The organism is uncultured Tateyamaria sp. (genome assembly GCF_947487805.1).
In the GTDB taxonomy this organism is placed as follows: Bacteria; Pseudomonadota; Alphaproteobacteria; order Rhodobacterales; family Rhodobacteraceae; genus Tateyamaria.
In genome coordinates this window covers 52,848-70,869 of record NZ_CANKXW010000009.1, presented here as the reverse complement: position 1 = coordinate 70,869, position 18,022 = coordinate 52,848, and the positions used below count along the sequence as shown (strand labels likewise).

15 protein-coding genes are annotated in these 18,022 nt (G+C 64.1%); 4 read left to right on the top strand and 11 right to left on the bottom strand.

What is annotated here, in order from left to right; all coding sequences use genetic code 11:
* Positions 1–41 precede the first annotated feature (41 nt).
* A complete protein-coding gene (gene carB / locus Q0949_RS18085) occupies positions 42–3,374 on the top strand; it encodes a carbamoyl-phosphate synthase large subunit (protein ID WP_299375686.1) in 3,333 nt (1,110 codons plus the stop codon).
* Positions 3,375–3,392: 18 nt separating this feature from the next.
* Here carB and kduD read toward each other — a convergent pair whose 3' ends face one another.
* The 4 genes from kduD to Q0949_RS18065 all read right to left on the bottom strand — a co-directional run bounded on the left by kduD (position 3,393) and on the right by Q0949_RS18065 (position 6,333).
* A complete protein-coding gene (kduD, locus tag Q0949_RS18080) occupies positions 3,393–4,124 on the bottom strand; it encodes a 2-dehydro-3-deoxy-D-gluconate 5-dehydrogenase KduD (protein ID WP_299375683.1) in 732 nt (243 codons plus the stop codon).
* On the bottom strand, positions 4,121–4,945 hold the full coding sequence (kduI, locus tag Q0949_RS18075; RefSeq protein WP_299375680.1) for a 5-dehydro-4-deoxy-D-glucuronate isomerase: 825 nt from the start codon (positions 4,943–4,945) through the stop codon (positions 4,121–4,123). Before kduI ends, kduD begins: the two co-directional genes overlap by 4 nt.
* A gap of 17 nt (positions 4,946–4,962) precedes the next feature.
* Positions 4,963–5,268, bottom strand: a complete 306-nt coding sequence (locus Q0949_RS18070) for a cupin domain-containing protein (RefSeq protein ID WP_299375677.1) — start codon at positions 5,266–5,268, stop codon at positions 4,963–4,965.
* 81 nt (positions 5,269–5,349) lie between these two features.
* Complete coding sequence (locus Q0949_RS18065; protein WP_299375674.1) at positions 5,350–6,333, bottom strand: sterol desaturase family protein; 984 nt, start codon at positions 6,331–6,333, stop codon at positions 5,350–5,352.
* 103 nt (positions 6,334–6,436) lie between these two features.
* On the opposite strand from Q0949_RS18065, the gene Q0949_RS18060 reads away from it, so the two are divergent.
* Positions 6,437–7,363 carry a LysR family transcriptional regulator gene (locus Q0949_RS18060; protein WP_299375671.1) on the top strand — a complete coding sequence of 309 codons (927 nt, stop codon included), beginning with the start codon at positions 6,437–6,439 and terminating at the stop codon, positions 7,361–7,363.
* Here Q0949_RS18060 and Q0949_RS18055 read toward each other — a convergent pair.
* The 7 genes from Q0949_RS18055 to Q0949_RS18025 all read right to left on the bottom strand — a co-directional run bounded on the left by Q0949_RS18055 (position 7,360) and on the right by Q0949_RS18025 (position 14,484).
* Entirely contained in the window at positions 7,360–8,745 is a 1,386-nt protein-coding gene (locus tag Q0949_RS18055; RefSeq protein ID WP_299375668.1) for an FGGY-family carbohydrate kinase, read from the bottom strand. The genes Q0949_RS18060 and Q0949_RS18055 overlap by 4 nt on opposite strands.
* Entirely contained in the window at positions 8,742–9,056 is a 315-nt protein-coding gene (gene rhaM, locus Q0949_RS18050) for an L-rhamnose mutarotase (RefSeq protein ID WP_299375665.1), read from the bottom strand. The genes Q0949_RS18055 and rhaM overlap by 4 nt, the downstream gene beginning before the upstream one ends.
* A complete protein-coding gene (locus Q0949_RS18045; RefSeq protein WP_299375662.1) occupies positions 9,056–10,042 on the bottom strand; it encodes an ABC transporter permease in 987 nt (328 codons plus the stop codon). Before Q0949_RS18045 ends, rhaM begins: the two co-directional genes overlap by 1 nt.
* Positions 10,039–11,022: an ABC transporter permease gene (locus tag Q0949_RS18040; RefSeq protein WP_299375659.1), complete on the bottom strand. Its 984-nt coding sequence runs from the start codon at positions 11,020–11,022 to the stop codon at positions 10,039–10,041. The genes Q0949_RS18045 and Q0949_RS18040 overlap by 4 nt, the downstream gene beginning before the upstream one ends.
* A gap of 12 nt (positions 11,023–11,034) precedes the next feature.
* Positions 11,035–12,567: a sugar ABC transporter ATP-binding protein gene (locus tag Q0949_RS18035; protein WP_299375656.1), complete on the bottom strand. Its 1,533-nt coding sequence runs from the start codon at positions 12,565–12,567 to the stop codon at positions 11,035–11,037.
* 76 nt (positions 12,568–12,643) lie between these two features.
* The gene (gene rhaS, locus Q0949_RS18030) at positions 12,644–13,645 is read right to left on the bottom strand and encodes a rhamnose ABC transporter substrate-binding protein (RefSeq protein ID WP_299375653.1); all 1,002 of its coding nucleotides are present in this window, start codon (positions 13,643–13,645) and stop codon (positions 12,644–12,646) included.
* Positions 13,646–13,683: 38 nt separating this feature from the next.
* Positions 13,684–14,484 (bottom strand): DeoR/GlpR family DNA-binding transcription regulator, encoded by an 801-nt coding sequence (locus Q0949_RS18025; RefSeq protein ID WP_299375650.1) that lies wholly within the window; start codon positions 14,482–14,484, stop codon positions 13,684–13,686.
* Positions 14,485–14,671: 187 nt separating this feature from the next.
* Between Q0949_RS18025 and Q0949_RS18020 the strand changes: the two genes are divergently transcribed.
* Together Q0949_RS18020 and Q0949_RS18015 are read left to right on the top strand one after the other, a co-directional pair.
* On the top strand, positions 14,672–16,774 hold the full coding sequence (locus Q0949_RS18020) for a bifunctional rhamnulose-1-phosphate aldolase/short-chain dehydrogenase (RefSeq protein WP_299375647.1): 2,103 nt from the start codon (positions 14,672–14,674) through the stop codon (positions 16,772–16,774).
* A 9-nt stretch (positions 16,775–16,783) separates the two neighbouring features.
* Positions 16,784–18,022 carry an L-rhamnose isomerase gene (locus tag Q0949_RS18015; protein WP_299375645.1) on the top strand — a complete coding sequence of 413 codons (1,239 nt, stop codon included), beginning with the start codon at positions 16,784–16,786 and terminating at the stop codon, positions 18,020–18,022.

The following is an 18,022-nucleotide window of genomic DNA, read 5'->3' as shown; positions in this document are numbered from 1 at the left end:
TCCCTATAAGGCAGGACAATTTGCACATCCGGGGGGCCAAGATGCCAAAGCGTACCGACATTCAGTCGATCATGATCATCGGCGCGGGGCCCATTGTGATCGGGCAGGCCTGCGAATTCGACTACTCCGGTGCACAGGCCTGCAAGGCGCTGCGCGAAGAAGGCTACCGCGTGGTGCTGGTCAATTCGAACCCCGCGACGATCATGACCGACCCCAACATGGCCGACGCCACCTATATCGAACCCATCACCCCCGAAACCGTCGCCAAGATCATCGAGAAAGAGCGTCCCGACGCACTGTTGCCCACCATGGGGGGGCAGACCGGCCTCAACACCTCGCTGGCCCTCGAGGAAATGGGTGTGCTCGAGAAGTTCGGCGTCGAGATGATTGGCGCCAAACGCGAGGCCATCGAGATGGCCGAGGACCGCAAGCTCTTCCGCGAGGCGATGGACCGGCTGGGCATCGAGAACCCCCGCGCGACCATCGTCACCGCCCCCAAGGACGCCAAGGGCAACAAGGACCTGGCCGCCGGTGTCGCCATCGCGCTGGAAACGCTCGAAGAAATCGGCCTGCCCGCGATCATCCGCCCCGCCTTTACCCTTGGTGGCACAGGCGGCGGCGTCGCCTATAACCGCGACGACTACGAGGCGATCTGCCGCTCGGGCATGGACGCCTCCCCCGTGGGTCAGATCCTTGTGGATGAGTCCCTGCTGGGCTGGAAGGAATACGAGATGGAGGTGGTGCGCGACACGGCCGACAACGCCATCATCGTCTGTTCCATCGAAAACGTGGACCCGATGGGCGTGCATACGGGCGATTCGATCACCGTGGCCCCTGCCCTGACCCTCACGGACAAAGAATACCAGATCATGCGCAACCACTCGATCGCCGTGCTGCGCGAGATTGGCGTGGAAACCGGTGGCTCAAACGTACAATGGGCGATCAACCCCGATGACGGCCGCATGGTTGTAATCGAGATGAACCCCCGCGTGTCGCGCTCCTCGGCGCTGGCGTCCAAGGCCACGGGTTTCCCCATCGCCAAGATCGCCGCGAAACTGGCCGTGGGCTATACGCTGGACGAGTTGGACAACGACATCACCAAGGTCACGCCCGCCTCGTTCGAGCCCACAATCGACTATGTCGTCACCAAGATCCCCAAATTCGCGTTCGAGAAATTCCCCGGATCCGAAGCGACGCTGACCACCGCGATGAAATCCGTGGGCGAGGTCATGGCCATTGGCCGGACCTTCCACGAAAGCCTGCAAAAGGCGATGGCGTCGATGGAATCGGGCCTGACGGGTCTGGACGACATCGACATCCCCGGCGCGCCCGACAAGGCCGCGATTATCAAGGCGATCTCGGTGCAGACGCCCGACCGCCTGCGCCTGATCACCCAGGCCATGCGCCACGGGCTGAGCGATGATGAAATCCACGCCGTGACCATGTTTGACCCGTGGTTCCTGGCCCGCCTGCGCGAGATCGTGGAGGCCGAGGCCGCCGTGATCGAGGGCGGCCTGCCCGCCGAGGAAACCGGGCTGCGCCATCTCAAGATGATGGGCTTTACCGATGACCGTCTCGCCGCCCTGACGGGCCTGACGGCCACCGACGTGCGCCGCGCGCGCGAGGCCGCGGGCGTCACCGCCGTCTTCAAGCGCATCGACACCTGCGCCGCCGAGTTCGAGGCGCAAACCCCCTATATGTACTCCACCTATGAAACGCCCGTCTTTGGCGAGGTCGAGTGCGAGGCCCGCCCCTCGGACCGCAAAAAGGTCGTGATCCTCGGCGGTGGCCCCAACCGGATCGGTCAGGGCATCGAATTCGACTACTGCTGCTGTCACGCCTGCTTTGCGCTGACCGATGCGGGCTATGAGACGATCATGATCAACTGCAACCCCGAGACCGTGTCGACCGACTATGACACCTCGGACCGGCTGTACTTCGAACCGCTGACATTCGAGCATGTGATGGAAATCCTGCGGGTCGAGCAGGACAACGGCACGCTGCACGGCGTGATCGTGCAGTTCGGCGGGCAGACCCCGCTGAAACTGGCCAATGCGCTTGAAGAGGCGGGGATCCCGATCCTCGGCACCACGCCCGACGCCATCGATCTGGCCGAAGACCGCGAGCGGTTTCAGGCGCTGGTCAATGATCTGGGCCTCAAGCAGCCCAAGAACGGCATTGCCCATTCCGACGAAGAAGCTATCGCAATCGCGGGCGACATCGGCTTCCCGCTGGTGATCCGGCCCTCTTACGTGCTGGGCGGCCGCGCGATGGAGATCGTGCGCGATCAGGCCAACCTCGAACGCTATATTTCCGAGGCCGTCGTGGTCTCCGGCGACAGCCCCGTGCTGCTCGACAGCTATCTTGCCGGGGCGGTCGAACTGGATGTGGATGCGCTCTGTGATGGCACGGATGTGCACGTCGCAGGCATCATGCAGCACATCGAAGAGGCGGGCGTGCATTCGGGCGACAGCGCCTGTTCGTTGCCCCCCTACTCGCTGTCCCGCGAGATCATTGCCCGGATCGAGGAACAGACACACGCGCTGGCCAAGGCCCTGAACGTGGTCGGCCTGATGAACGTGCAATTCGCGATCCAGGATGGCGAGATCTACCTGATCGAGGTAAACCCCCGTGCCTCCCGCACGGTGCCGTTCGTCGCCAAGTCCACCGACAGCGCGATTGCCTCCATCGCTGCGCGGATCATGGCGGGTGAGCCGCTCAGCAACTTCCCGCAACGCGCGCCCTATGACGCCGACGCGAGCTATGACGCGGTGCTGCCGCTGGGCGATCCGATGACGCTGGCCGATCCGAACATGCCGTGGTTCTCGGTCAAGGAGGCCGTGCTGCCGTTTGCCCGTTTCCCCGGTGTCGACACGATCCTCGGCCCCGAAATGCGCTCCACCGGAGAGGTCATGGGCTGGGACCGCACCTTTGCCCGTGCCTTCCTCAAGGCGCAGATGGGCGCGGGCATGGTCCTGCCGGACGCGGGCTGTGCATTCATCTCGATCAAGGACGCGGACAAGACGCCCGAGATGCTCGAGGCCGCACAGATCCTGACGGGACTGGGCTTTACCCTCGTGGCCACGCGCGGCACCGCCGCATGGTACGAAGGCCACGGCGTGCCCTGCGGCACCGTGAACAAGGTCTATGAGGGGCGCCCCGACGTCACCGACATGATGAAGGATGCGGGCATCCAGCTGGTGTTCAACACCACCGAAGGCGCGCAGGCCGTCGAGGACAGCAAATCGATCCGCTCCATCGCGCTCTATGACAAGATCCCGTATTTCACCACCGCCGCGGCCTCCCATGCCGCCGCCCTGGCGATCCGTGAACAGGCCGAGGGTGACGTGGGCGTGAAGGCGCTACAGGGCTAGGCGCTACAGGGCTAGGCGCTAGCGCGCCAGCCACCCGCCATCGACGTTCAGCACCGCGCCATTGACATAGTCAGAGGCCGGTGCCGACAGGTAGACGGCCGTGGCCGCAATGTCCGACGGCGCGCCCCAGCGCCCCGCGGGGATGCGATCGAGGATCGATTGGTTGCGCGCCGCATCTTCGCGCAGCGCTTGGGTGTTGTTCGTGGCGATATAGCCCGGCGCGATGGCGTTCACGGTGATCCCCTGCCCCGCCCATTCATTGCACAGCGCCTTGGTCAGCCCCGCAACCCCATGTTTCGACGCGGCATAGGACGGCACGCGAATGCCGCCCTGAAACGACAAGAGCGATGCGATGTTGACGATCTTGCCCCCCGCCTGCCGCGCGATTGCGGCCTTGGCAAAGGCCTGGCAGGCAAAGAACACCGCCTTGAGGTTGACGTCCATGACGTCGTCCCAGTCCTGTTCGCCAAACTCCGTGGCATCCGCGCGGCGGATGATGCCCGCATTGTTGATCAGGATATCGACAGGCCGCGCGGCAAACACGTCGCGCGCGGCCATCGGGTCCGCGAAATCAAGGCGCAGATCCTCGGCGCGCGCCCCGATCTGATCCACCGTCTCGGCGCAGGTCCGGCGGCCGGCACAGATCACATGCGCCCCCGCCTCGGCCAGTGCCACAGCAACGGCCTGCCCGATCCCGGTATTGGCACCGGTCACCAGCGCGGTCTTTCCATCCAGTGCAAACAGGCTCATCGCAGGTCTGCCATCGCGACCATGTCGACGTCCCTGTAGTCGGTATTGTCACCCGCCATCGCCCAGCAGAACGTATAACTGCCGGTGCCGCATCCACAGTGGATCGACCAGGGCGGCGACAACACTGCCTCTTCGTTCTGCATCACGATATGGCGGGTTTCCTGCGGTTCACCCATGAAGTGGAACACCCGGTTGTCCTCTGCCAAGTCGAAATACAGGTACGCTTCCATCCGGCGGTCGTGCACGTGGGCAGGCATGGTGTTCCAGACAGAGCCGCCATGGAACATCGTATACCCCATGACCAGCTGACAGCTTTCCATGACGTCCGGATGGATGAATTGATAGATCGTGCGGTCATTCGCGGTCTCGGGCGCGCCGATCTTGATGCGGCCCGCCTCTTCGATGGTGATGCGCCGCGCTGGCAGCGCCCGGTGCGCGGGCGACGACACGACGTAAAACCGCCCGCCTGCGCCAAAGGTGATCGCGCCTGCGCCCATCCCCAGGTACAGGACATCGCCGCGCGTCAGACTGTGGCTTCCGCCGGGAACGGACACCTCCGCCGTGTCGCCCAGGTTGAGAATGCCGATCTCGCGCCGATCCAGCATTGACGCGGTGCCGCATTCGGCCACGTGGTCCAGCGTCAGGGGCGCGCCGTCCGGCACGACCCCGCCCACGATCATTCGGTCGTAATGGGTGTAAAGCAAGCGCGCCTCGCCGGGCGAGAACATGCCGCCAAAGTGGAAATTCTGCCGCAGGGCATCCGTGTCCATCGCCTTGGTCTCGGCCTGGCTCACGGCATGAAGGGTTCTGGTGGTCAGCATCGGGGGCCTCCTCGGGGTCAGAGAAAATCGTCGCGGCGCGGCGTGAAACAGTCGATCAACTCGCCATCCTCTAGACAGCGGCAACCGTGTTCCATGCCCGACGGAATGACAAAGCTGTCTCCGGCGCGCACCACGCGCGTCTCTTCACCCAGCGAAAATTCGAACACGCCCGACCGGACAAAGGTGGATTGCACATGCGGATGGCTGTGCAGCGCGCCCTCCATGTCAGCGCCAAAACGAAAGGCCACCATCATCAGATCGGCATGATCGGCAAGGACCTGACGGCGCACACCTCCATCCACGACAACTTCTGCAAAAGACATGCGGGTCTCCATCCAAATTCAAACTGGTATGTTAGTATGTCAGTTTGAATTGGATAGCAACATGGGGTCGTCGCGGAGGGACTAAATGCCGTTGGTGAACCGCTTGCGCCGCTCCCGGATCCGCGCGTCAGAGGCCGCAGTCCCGTCATGGAACGACCCGAACCACTTGTCCCACGGCAACTCGAGCGAGCCATAGTTGCACTCGAAATACCGGTGATGCATCTGGTGGTGGAACGTCCCCAGCTTCAGCCGGGTCTTGTCCCGGACAAGCATCCCCTCGAATCCGGTATGGGTCGTGGCCGCCGTCAGCGCGTAATATTGCAGGTGAAACAGGATGTGCACCGGATGGGCCGCCACCACAAAATGCACCAGAACCGAACCAAGGAAGATCAGATGCTCTACCGGGTGCATGGCCATGCCCGACCACGGCCCCACATTGATGTTGCGATGATGCAGCGCATGCACATGCCGGTACAGAAACGGCACGTGCAACAGCCTGTGAATCCAGTAGAAATAGAAACTCTCCCAAACAGGAATCACCACGAACAGCGCCACGAACCACACCGGATGCGCGGCCCAGGTCAGCACCGGCGCATAGCCATTGGCCATCGCCCAGAACATCAGCACCTCATAGCCGGTCCACACCGTCACCCCGCTGGCGATGGTCCAGAACATGTTGTCGCGCACCTGCCCGCCCAGCGTGAACTGCCGCCCGTTCTTCATCAACGGGCGCGGGTCGTATTTCAGTTTCTGCCCCTGCGCGGTGAAGGTGTAGAAATACAGGTGCAAGCCCCCCGCCACGACGCTCATCAACACCACGTTGCGCAGGAACATCTCGGCGATCCATCCCGGGGCCAGCGTGCGCGTCTCTTCCAGCGGCGGCTGGAACCAGTAGAACGACACCAGCGCAATCGCCACCACGATCAACCGCTCCGAAATCAGGAACCACGCGTTCCAGACCCAGGCCAGCATCCGCAAGGGCTGCGGCGGCCACTGGAAGAACGGAGAGACCTGCAAAGGCACATCCGGCACATGGTGCCATCCCTTGAGCGGTGCGTCAGACATCGGCGGCCCTTTCTGCGGCTGATCCGGGCACAGCCTCGCACAGGTTCGATCCTTGGAAAAACAGTTTTTACGGGATAACTACATCTGAAAACCCGAGGTTGCGATGTCCCTGTCCTTACGCGCCATGACCTATTTCACCGCCGCCCTGCGCCACGGCAACATCGCCCGCGCCGCGGCAGAGCTGAACATCGCGGCCTCCGCCGTCGCCGCGGCAATCGATCAGGTCGAGGCGGCCTTCGACCTCACGCTTGTCACTCGCCACCGCGCCCGCGGCATCCAACCCACAAGTGCCGGCCGCGACGTCGCGCGCAAATGCGAACGCCTGCTCGACGACTACCGCGCGCTTTTGCGCGACGGGGCCGATCTCAAATCCGCACTCAGCGGCACGCTGCGCGTGGGTTACTACGCGCCCATCGCACCTGCCTTTCTGCCGGGTATCCTCGACCGCTGCCTGCCCGCCGACGCCCAAGTCACGCTGGAACTGGACGCTTGCGACAACGATCAGGCCCAAGAGGGGCTGCTGGGCGGGGCCTATGACGTGATCCTTTTCGTGGCCGAGGACGTGCGCCCAAACGTCGCCTATGACACGCTGATCGAGGCCCCGCCCTACTGCCTTCTGCCCGCGGCACACCCGCTGGCGCGGCAGGCGTCCGTCTCCATCGCACAGATCGCGCGCGAACCGCTCGTGGTGCTGAACCGCCCCGTCGCCGCCACCTATTATGAAGGGCTGTTTGAACCCGGCGCGCGGCAGGCCCCCGTGGTGGCCTATGCAAATTCAACCGAGATGGTGCGCAGCCTCGTGGGCGCCGGGCGCGGCTGTGCCATCCTGAACATGCGCCCGACCCTGTCACAGACCTATGCGGGTGACGCAATCGTCGAACGCCCCATCACCGAGGCGCTGCCGCCCCTGACCCTCGCCATCGGCTATGACAAGGCCGCGCCGCGCCGGATCGTGCAGCGCTTTGTCGATGCCTGCTGCGCCAGCTTTGCCGCCGATGGTCCGGCGCAGTACATCGTGGATCGGCCCTAGGCCTCGCGCGCCGCAACCGCCGCGCGCCATGCGGTGGCATAGCTCTGCAAGGCCACGCGGTCTGCGGCATCCACGGGCACGGCCTGCGTATCCACCGGCGACACGGCCCCCGCATGTGCGACCAGCATCGCGGCCCCGGCGCTGGTGCCGGTGGTGCCAGCCGCGCGCAGCACCTCTGCCCCCGCCGCGACCGCCAACATGCGCAGATAGGGCGCGTTCTGTGCAAATGGCCCTTCGACGATAATGGGGCCGCTGTGGCCGATATTGGACAGGCACTCCGCCGTCACGAGGGCGAGGTAGAATGCCACTGTCGCCCCGCGCGCGCCTGACCCCACAGGCGGCTCCGCCCCCAACCACGCGGCGTCCTGCCCGCGATAGGGGCCTGTGTCCGGCGCCACGGACGGCATCAGCATGATCCGCCCCTCCAGCACTTGCGCAATGTCGCGCGCCGTGGGCGCGGGATAGGCCCCGGCGCTGGCCACATCATGTTCACGCCCGCCCATGAACCGCGCCGATGGCGCCGGTTGGCCCAGTGCGGTCACGTTGATCAACGTGTCGCGCGCGGGATCCAGCGGCACATCCCGCCCGCCCATGGCCATCGCGATCACCCAAGTGCCGGTAGACACAACGCCAAAGCTCCCGCGCCGCTCCAGCACATAGGGCAAAAGCGACGCGTTGGAATCGTGGATACCGCACTGCACCGGCGTGTCCGGGCGCAACCCGGTCCGGGCGGCGATGTCGGGCAGGATCGTGCCCAGAACATCCGAAGGGCGGCGCACAGGCGCCAGCTTGTCGCGGATGCCCAGCCGATCCACCGACGTGGAAAACGCACCCATCTGCGGGGCCCACAGATCGGTGTGACAGCCCAGCGACGTGACATCCATGGCAACCACCCCGGTCAGGCGCGCAGCCCAGTATTGCGGATAGGTGACGATGTGCCGGGTCCGCGTCCGCAGTCCGGGGTCACGGTCGAACTGCCAGAACAGCTGCGCGCCGATGTTCAGCCCACCGGCCAGACGCGGTGATCCCGTCTCGGCAAAGGGCGGGCGGATGGCGGCATAGGCCGCGTCCAGTTCGTCCGGCCCGGCATGTTCGTAGTCGAGGATCGGCGCCGTCAGATCCCCCGCCGCATCCAGCAGCGCGGCACAGGCCCCATGGGTGGTGATCGAAATCGCATCCACCCCGTGCGCGGCATGGAAATCGCGCAGCCCGTCCAGCAGAAAGGCCCAGTGCCCCTCCACGTCGAAATGCGGCCATGGCGGGCCCGCCAGAACGGTGTTGGGCCGCGTGATCACCGCGATTTCACGCAGGCTTGCCCGGTCCACCAGCACCAGCTTGGCGTTGGTCTTGCCGATATCGATGACGGCGACGTGGCAGGTCATGGCATGTGAAACACGGTCTCGAGAGGGGTGACAACGGGGGCGTTGTCGGCATGGGTCTCCATGATGTCGGCCATATGCGCCCACCACCGCTGCATCACCGGATGCGCAGGCAGATCGTCCATGCCGTGCCCCTCTTCGCGCCACAGCACGGCAAAGAGAACATGCGTCTGCGGGTCCAGATGGATCGAATAGTCCCGCACGCCCGCCTCTGCCAGCAGCGCGGACAGCTCGGGCCAGATCTCGTCATGGCGCTGGATGTAGGCGGCGCGGCAGCCGGGGCGCAGCTGCATCGTAAAGGCGATCTTTTCCATCAGCCCGCCCGCCACATCGACCACAGACGCGGCAGGGCGATGACCCCGATCAGCAGCGCACCGATGACGATCGACATGACAATGCCCGGCACGTTCAAAAGCCCGAGGCCAAAAGTCACCAGCCCCATCACGAATGCCGCGATCACCACGCCCACGATGGTGCCCGATCCGCCGAGGATGCTGACGCCCCCCAGAACGACCATGGTCACCACCTCCAGCTCCCAGCCGGTGGCAATCGACGGTCGCGTCGACCCCAGCCGCGCGGTCAGGCACACCGCCGCCACACCCGACATCAGGCCGGTCAGCAGGAACAGGATGAACTTTACCCGCGCAACCCGGATGCCGGAAAACATCGCCCCCGTGGCGTTGTTGCCAATCGCATAGACTGCGCGGCCAAAGTTGGTCTTGTGCAGCAGCACCGCATAAATCACCGCGATCACCGCAAAGAGCACCAGCTCGAACGAGATCACCCACCAGACATAGCCCTGCCCGAACCACGAAAACCCGGACGGATAGCCCTGAAACGACTGGTCCCCCAGCACGATAAAGGAAATACCGCGAAACAGGCTCATGGTGCCGATGGTCACCACGATGGACGGCAGGCCAAACCGCGTCACCAGCACGCCGTTGAACGCGCCACAGATCAGGCCGACGCCCAGCCCGATCAACACAAGCCCCGGCGTGCCCACGCCCACCTGCACCGCCGCCCCCATCGCCGTCGAGGCCAGCGCGATGATGGCGGCCACAGACAGGTCGATCTCGCCCGAGATGATCAGCAGCGCCATGGCAAAGGCGATCATCGCCTTTTCGGTAAAGTTGAAGGTTGCGTCGCTCAGGTTCCAGGCATTCAGGAAATAGGGCGAGGCAAAGCTGTTGGCGACGAAGATCGCGATGGCCACGGCCAGCAGCAGGGTCTCCCAGCTCTTGATCCGCTGTTCGAGGGGGGACCGCAGACGGTCCGGGATGAAACGGTCCTGCGTGCTCATGTGGCCTGCTCCGCGCGTTTGAGGATGATGCGCCCCTTGTCCCGGTTCGCCTGCGCGTTCAGGGCCACGGCGATGATGATGGCACTGCCCGAGATGGCCAGTTGCCAGAACGGAGAGATATCGACCACCGGCAGCGCGTTCTTGATGATGCCAAGGAACAGCGCCCCCAGCAGCGCGCCCGCGACGGTGCCGATGCCCCCCATGATCGACACGCCACCGATCACGCAGGCCGCCACCACGTCCAGCTCGAACCCGCCCGCGATATCCACATAGGACACGGCAAAGCGTGACACCCACAGATACCCGGTCAGCCCCGCCAGAGCGCCCGAAATGGTAAAGGCCCAGAACTGCGTCTTGCCCACGTTGATGCCCGCATAGGTCGCCGCATGCGGGTTGCCCCCCGCCGCATAGAACGCGCGGCCCAGCGTGGTCCGCGTCATCACAATGCTGAACCCGATCACGGCGATGATGGCGATCCAGCCCAGAACCGGCAGCCCAAGCAACTCGGCGCGCGGGAATGCCTTGAAGGCCGGGCTCATCTCGTGGCTGTTGACCCATTTTCCGTCTGAAATGACAAAGATGATGCCGCGGAAAATGGTCATCGTCCCGAGGGTCACGACAATGGGCGGTATCGACAGTTTCCACACCAACACCCCGTTGATCATGCCCAGCACGGTGCCCAGCCCGATGGCGACCAGCAGGATTACCACGATCGGCAGGCCCGGTGCGGCCACGTTGATCATCGCCACGACCATCCCGGTAAGCGCCAGGTTGGCGGCGACGCTCAGATCGATGCACTTGGTCAGGATCACGATCATCTGCCCGATGGCCAGCAGGATCAGGGGCGCACTGTCGTTGAACACATTGGCCAGGTTGGACGGTGCGACAAAGGCCGGAAAGCGCGACGCGATCAGCACCAGAAGCAGGCCAATCGCCCCCACCAGCAGGGCCTCGCGCGATGTGAAAAAGCGTTTGAGCATGGTCGTTTCCCCTCAGATACCGGCCGCGTGGCGGACAAGTGTTTCGGGCGCAAGCTCCGCCTTGGGCAGCTCGGCCACCATGCGCCCCTCGCGCATCACGATCGCGCGGTCGGACATGCCCAGCACCTCCGGGATCTCGGAACTGACCATGATCACGGCCAGACCCCGTGCTGCCAGTTCCGCCATGAACTCATGCACCGCTGCCTTGGACCCGATGTCGACGCCTTTTGTCGGCTCATCGAGGATGATGACCTTGGGCTGCGTTGCCAGCCACTTGGCGATCACCACCTTTTGCTGATTGCCCCCCGACAGGTTGCCCACCGGCGTGTCCAGCGACGCCGCCCGCAGATCCAGCCGCTCCGTGTATTCACGGGCCAGCTTGAATTCCTCGGCCAGTTTCAGGAACCCCTTGCCCGAAATCCGGCCCAGAGACGGCAAGGTGACATTCTGAAAGATCGGCAGATCCAGGATGGCGCCCTGTTTGCCACGGTCCTCTGGCACATAGACGATGCCATGGCTTACCGCATCCGCCGCCGACCCGATCTTTACCGGCGCGCCGTCGATCTCGACACGGCCCGCCATCGCCCGCGTGATCCCGAAAAGCGCCTGCATGAACTCGGACCGTCCGGCCCCCACCAGACCGTAAAAGCCAAGGATCTCGCCCCGCCGCAGCTCAAAGCTGATGTCGTCGAATTCCGTGGGATGGGCATAACCCGTCACCCGCAGCACCACATCGCCCAGGCTGGATGCCCGTTTGGGAAAAATCTGGCTGATGTCGCGCCCGACCATCATCCTGACCAGATCCGCCTCGGTCACATCCGCAATCGCGCCATGCCCGATCAGTTGGCCATCCCGAAAGACGGTGAAATTGTCCGCGATGCGAAAGATCTCGTCGAACTTGTGGCTGATGAACAGGATCGCCTTGCCCTGCGCCTTGAGCGTGTCGACCAGCGCATAAAGCTCTTCGATTTCCTTGTGCGACAGCGCCGCGGTGGGCTCGTCCATGATCACGACCCGCGCGTCAATCGACAGCGCGCGTGCGATGGCCACCAGATGCTTGCTGGCGATGCCCAGATCCTTCAGCTTGTGATCGGGATCGATGGCCGCCCCGATGCTGTCCAGGATCTCACGGGCCGCGGCACGCATCGCCTTGCGGTCGATCAGGCCAAAGGCACCGCGCGGCGCATGACCAAGAAAGATGTTCTCGGCCACCGACAGTTCGTCAAACAGCACCGTCTCCTGATGGATCGCCGTGACGCCGTTGTCTGCGGCCGCCTGCGGCGTCGCAAAGACCGTCGGCGCGCCGTCCACAAGGATATCCCCGCCGTCAGGCTGGTAGATGCCGGTCAGGATTTTGACCACCGTGGACTTGCCCGCGCCGTTCTCTCCGATCAGCGCGGTGACCTTGCCGGGGATCAGCTCCAGCGCGACCTCCGACAGCGCCTTGACGCCCGGAAAGGTCTTGGTGATGCCGCGCAGTGCCAGAACCGACTGGGCGTCGGTCGCAGGTCCCGACGGCACAGATGTCTCTGCGTGTTTCAACATTGACGGTCTCGGTTCTTGTGCGGGGTATTGGACTGGCCCGGCGCAACCATACACGCCGGGCCAGGGTTCGGACCAATCAGAAGATCGATTTGAACTGTTCGATATTGGACGCGTCATAGACAAACGGGTCCGCCATGGCGGCCGAATTGGTCTCGTCCAGCGTGATGGTGCCCACGCGGCCAATCGAGATCTCCGCGCCGGGCTCCGCCGTGGCCTTGCCGGATGCCAAGGCGTGCGCGATCATCGTCGCGGAATATCCGAGGTCAATCGGGTTCCAGATGGCAAAGGACTGGGACGCGCCGCTTTCGATGGCACCGGCCATCTCCGATGGCAGACCCAGGCCGGTCACGTTGACCTCACCGACCTTGCCCGCATCCACGACCGCCTGCGCGGCGGCCACGATGCCCACGGATGTCGGCGCGATGATCGCATCCAGATCCGGGAACGACTGCATCAGCCCCGTGGCCTCGCGATAGGACTTGTCGGCCAGATCGTCGCCATAGACGGTCGACACCACGTTGATGCCCGGATAGTTGCCCATCACCTTGTTCATCTCTTCCATCCAGATGTTCTGGTTGGTCGATGTGGTGGTGGCCGACAACAGCGCCACGTCACCGCCATCAGGCAGGTGATCGGCGGCCAGCTTGATGATCATGTTGCCGATCAGCGCGTTGGACGACGGGTTCAGGTGCACCTGACGGCCTTCGTCCGCCACGCCCGAATCCCACGAGATCACGGTGATCCCGCGCTGCATCGCCTTTTTCAGCGTCGGCACCAGCGCGTCGGTATCGTTGGCCGATACCGCAATCGCATCCACGCCCTGCGCGATCAGCGAATTGAGAACCTCGATCTGGCCCTCGGCGGTGGTGTCCGTGGGACCGGTATAGATGATCTCCACCCCGCCCAGTTCGTCTGCGGCCTCTTGCGCGCCCTCGGCGGCGGCCTCGAAAAATCCGATGCCAAGCGCCTTGACCACCAGCGCGATGCGCATGTCATCGGCGGCCAGCGCGGTGGTGCCATACAGGCCCGCCACAAGGCTAAGCCCGGCTGTGAGTGTAGTAAACGTGCGACGTTTCATTGGTTTCCTCCCTAAATTTACGTTCGCTTCGACAGCACTTATGACGCGGCTGCCTTTTGAGAGCCGCCCGACTGGGCGACAATCAGGGTCACTTCGGCGGCCTCGAGCATCGCGGCCGCTTTGTCTGAAATCTGGTCATCGGTGATGACGGTGGTGATCCGGCTCAGCGGGCACAGAACAAGGCTCGAGCGCTGCTCGAACTTCGAACTGTCGGCCAGAACGACCAACTCGTCCGCCTGCCCGATCAATTTCTGCTCCGCCTGGATCAGCAGCGGGTCCGCCTCCATCAGACCCAGCGGGCCAAGCCCCTGCGCGCCCATGAACATGCGCCGCGCACAGAAATTGCGGGTCACGTCATTGTCAAAGGGCGACAGGATGATGTTCTGCTCGCGATAGATGGTGCCACCCGACAGCATCACCGTGTTCTTGGAATGCTTCAGCAGGTGCTCGGCAATCGGGAACGAATTGGTAAAGACCTGCATCCGGCGACTGGCCAGCGGATGCACCATCTGAAAGGTCGTGGTGCCGCCATTGATGATGATCGCATCGCCTTCGTCGCACAGATCGACGGCGGCGGCGGCAATCGCCTGCTTTTCTTCTATGCGCATCGTTTCGTTTACCGAAAACGGACGCCCGGCAAGCCCCACGAATTGCGGCGGGTGCAACGCCTCGGCCCCGCCACGCACACGGCGCAGCTGGCTGTTCTGGTCCAGCGTGGCGATGTCGCGCCGGATCGTGGCCTCGGATGCGCCGGTCAGATTGCACAGATCCCCCACCGTGACGACGGGCCGTTCCTCGACGGCGGACAGGATGATCGTATGGCGTTCTTTTTCGTGCATCTGGGCCTCCCTTGGTGCTTCAAGCTGTGCAGATTCGCCGCATCTGTCAATCAAAAACGATCATTAGCAATCATTCTGCGTCGCAGCATGATTGTTTTTGATTGAAACTGATTGACAAAAGACCTCGATCCTCCCAGCCTTGGGCCAAGTCACACAGACCGGCGCGCCGCGTCGACCGGGAGGAAACATGCTGAAAACACTGGAATCTCATCTCCTTGATCGTCGGTGGGACGATCAGACCGCCGCGGGAATGAGCGAATCGGAACTGCTGCTCTACCGGTCCAATATCCTTGGCGCCGACAAGCGGGTGACGAATTACGGCGGCGGCAACACCTCTGCCAAGGTGATGGAAACCGACCCCCTCACCGGCCGCCAGGTCGAGGTGCTGTGGGTCAAGGGATCGGGCGGCGACATCGGGTCCATCACGATGGACGGGTTTGCCACGCTCTACATGGACAAGCTGCATGCGCTCAAGGGGCTGTACCGCGGTGTCGAACACGAGGACGAGATGGTCGGCTACCTGCCGCACTGCACCTTCCGTCTGAACCCCCGCGCCGCCTCGATTGACACGCCCCTGCACGCCTATGTCCCGCGCGCGCATGTGGATCACGTGCACGCCGACGCAATCATCGCCATCGCCGCATCCGAAAATTCCAAGGCCCTGACCCGAGAGATCTTTGGCGACCGCATCGGCTGGCTGCCGTGGAAGAAACCGGGCTACAAACTGGGGCTGTGGCTCGAGGAATTCTGCCTCGAGAACCCCGATGCCGACGGCGTCGTGTTGGAAAGCCACGGGCTCTTTACCTGGGCCGATACGGCGCGCGACTGCTATGACCAGACCATCGACGTGATCAATATCGCCACCAGGTGGCTGGCCGAACGCAGCGAGGGCGTCGCGGCATTTGGCGGTCCGGTGCATGACAGCCTGCCCGCAGACCAGCGCCGCGCCGTCGCCGCCCGGCTGATGCCCGCGATCCGCGGCTTTGTCTCCGGCAACCAGCACATGGTCGGCCATTTCAACGACAGCGACGCCGTGCTGGAATTCGTAAATGCGCGGGACATGGCACCGCTGGCAGCGCTTGGCACGTCCTGCCCCGACCACTTCCTGCGTACCAAGATCCGCCCGCTGGTGGTGCCCTTTGACCCCGCACAGGGCAATATCGACGACGTGCTGGACGGCCTGCCCGCCCAGATCGACGCCTACCGCCAGGACTACGCCGCCTATTACGACCGCTGCAAACATGACGACAGCCCGGCCCTGCGCGACCCCAACGCGGTCGTGTACCTCGTGCCCGGCGTGGGCATGATCACCTTCGCCAAGGACAAGGCCACGGCCCGCATCTCGGGCGAGTTCTATGTCAACGCGATCAACGTGATGCGCGGTGCCTCCGCGGTCAGCACCTATCAGGGCCTGCCCGAGCAAGAGGCGTTCGACATCGAATACTGGCTCCTCGAAGAGGCCAAGCTGCAACGGATGCCGAAACCCAAATCGCTGGCCGGACGCGTCGCACTGGTCACGGGCGGCGCGGGCGGCATCGGCGCGGCCACGGCGGATCGCTACCTGTCCGAAGGGGCCTGCGTGGTGCTGGCCGACATCAACGAGGACGCGCTGGCCTCGACCCAGGCCAACCTTACGGCGCGCTACGGCACGGACGTGGTGCGCAGCGTCGCAATGAACGTCACGCAAGAGGATGCCGTCGCCTCCGCCTTTGCCGATGCAGCCGTTGAATTTGGTGGCATCGACATCCTCGTGTCCAACGCGGGCATCGCATCCTCGGCCCCGATCGAGGACACCTCGCTGGCGCTCTGGAACAAGAACATGGATATCCTGTCCACCGGCTATTTCCTCGTCAGCCGCGCAGCGTTCAAGCTGATGCGGGTGCAGGACATGGGCGGCGCGCTGGTCTTCGTCGCCTCCAAGAACGGGCTCGCCGCCTCGCCTAACGCAGCGGCCTATTGCACGGCCAAGGCGGCCGAAATCCACCTCGCCCGCTGCCTCGCCCTCGAAGGGGCCGAGGCCGGCATCCGCGTCAATGTCGTCAACCCCGACGCGGTCCTGCGCGGGTCGAAAATCTGGGAAGGCGACTGGCTCGAACAGCGCGCGGGCACCTATGGCACCGACAAGGACGGCCTCGAAGAGATGTACCGCCAGCGGTCCCTGCTCAAACGCTCGGTCCTGCCCGAAGACATCGCCGAAGCCTGCTATTTCTTTGCCGCCGACACCTCGGCCAAGTCCACCGGCAACATTCTCAACGTGGACGCAGGCAACGTTCAGGCGTTCACGCGGTAAGGACCAGATATGGGATATCAAAGTGCAAAATCCGCCTTTGCGGACTGGAACGTGGACACCGAGGCCGCCCTCGACAGGCTGGCCACCGTGCCCATTTCGATGCATTGCTGGCAAGGCGACGACGTCGTGGGCTTCGAGACGCGCAGCGGCGCATCCGGCGGCGGCATTCAGGCCACCGGCAACCACCCCGGCCGCGCCCGCACGCCGGATGAATTGCGCGCGGATCTGGAATTCGCCTATGCCATGATACCCGGCCAACACCGGCTGAACCTGCACGCGATGTACCTCGACACCGACGCCTCCCCCGACCGGGACGAGATCGCGTTCAGCCACTTCGCCCCGTGGGTCGACTGGGCCCAGGCGCACGGCATCGGGCTCGACTTCAACCCCACCTTCTTTGCCCACGCCAAGGCCGACGACAACCTCACGCTCAGCCACCCCGACAAGGGCATCCGCGATTTCTGGATCGAACACGGCAGGCGCTGCCGCGACATCGCCGCGCAAATGGGGGCCGCGCAGGGCAGTGCGTGCATCAACAACATCTGGGTGCCCGACGGCTACAAGGACACCCCCATCGACCGCATGGCCGCCCGCGCCCGGCTCGAGGCATCGCTGGACGCGATGCTGACCAAGCCACAGGACAAGGCGCATGTGCGCGATGCGGTCGAAAGCAAGCTCTTCGGGATCGGGGTCGAGGCCTGCACTATAGGCTCGCACGAATTCTACATGGGCTACGCCATCCGCAAGGGCACACTGCTGTGCCTCGACATGGGCCATTTCCACCCTACCGAAAACATCGCCGACAAACTCAGCGCCGTGGCCCTGTCACTGGATGAAATCCTGCTGCACGTCTCGCGCCCGATGCGCTGGGACAGCGATCACGTCATCCTGCTCAGCGACGACATCCTGCAAATGGCACAGGAACTGGTCAGCGCGGACCTGCTCGGGCGCACCCATATCGGGCTCGACTTCTTTGACGCCACGATCAGCCGCACCGCCGCCTGGGTGATCGGCACCCGCAACATGCAAAAGGCGCTGCTGCGCGCCCTGCTGATGCCGATGGACATGCTGAAATCGGCGGAAACCGCGCTTGATTATACCACGCGACTGATGGTGACAGAGGAATTCAAGGACATGCCCTTCGGTGCCGTCTGGGACGAATTCGCCGAACGGCACGGAACACCGTCGGGGCGGGCGCTGATCCGGGAACTCGACAGCTATCAGGCCAGCGTGTCGGGGCGCGGATAA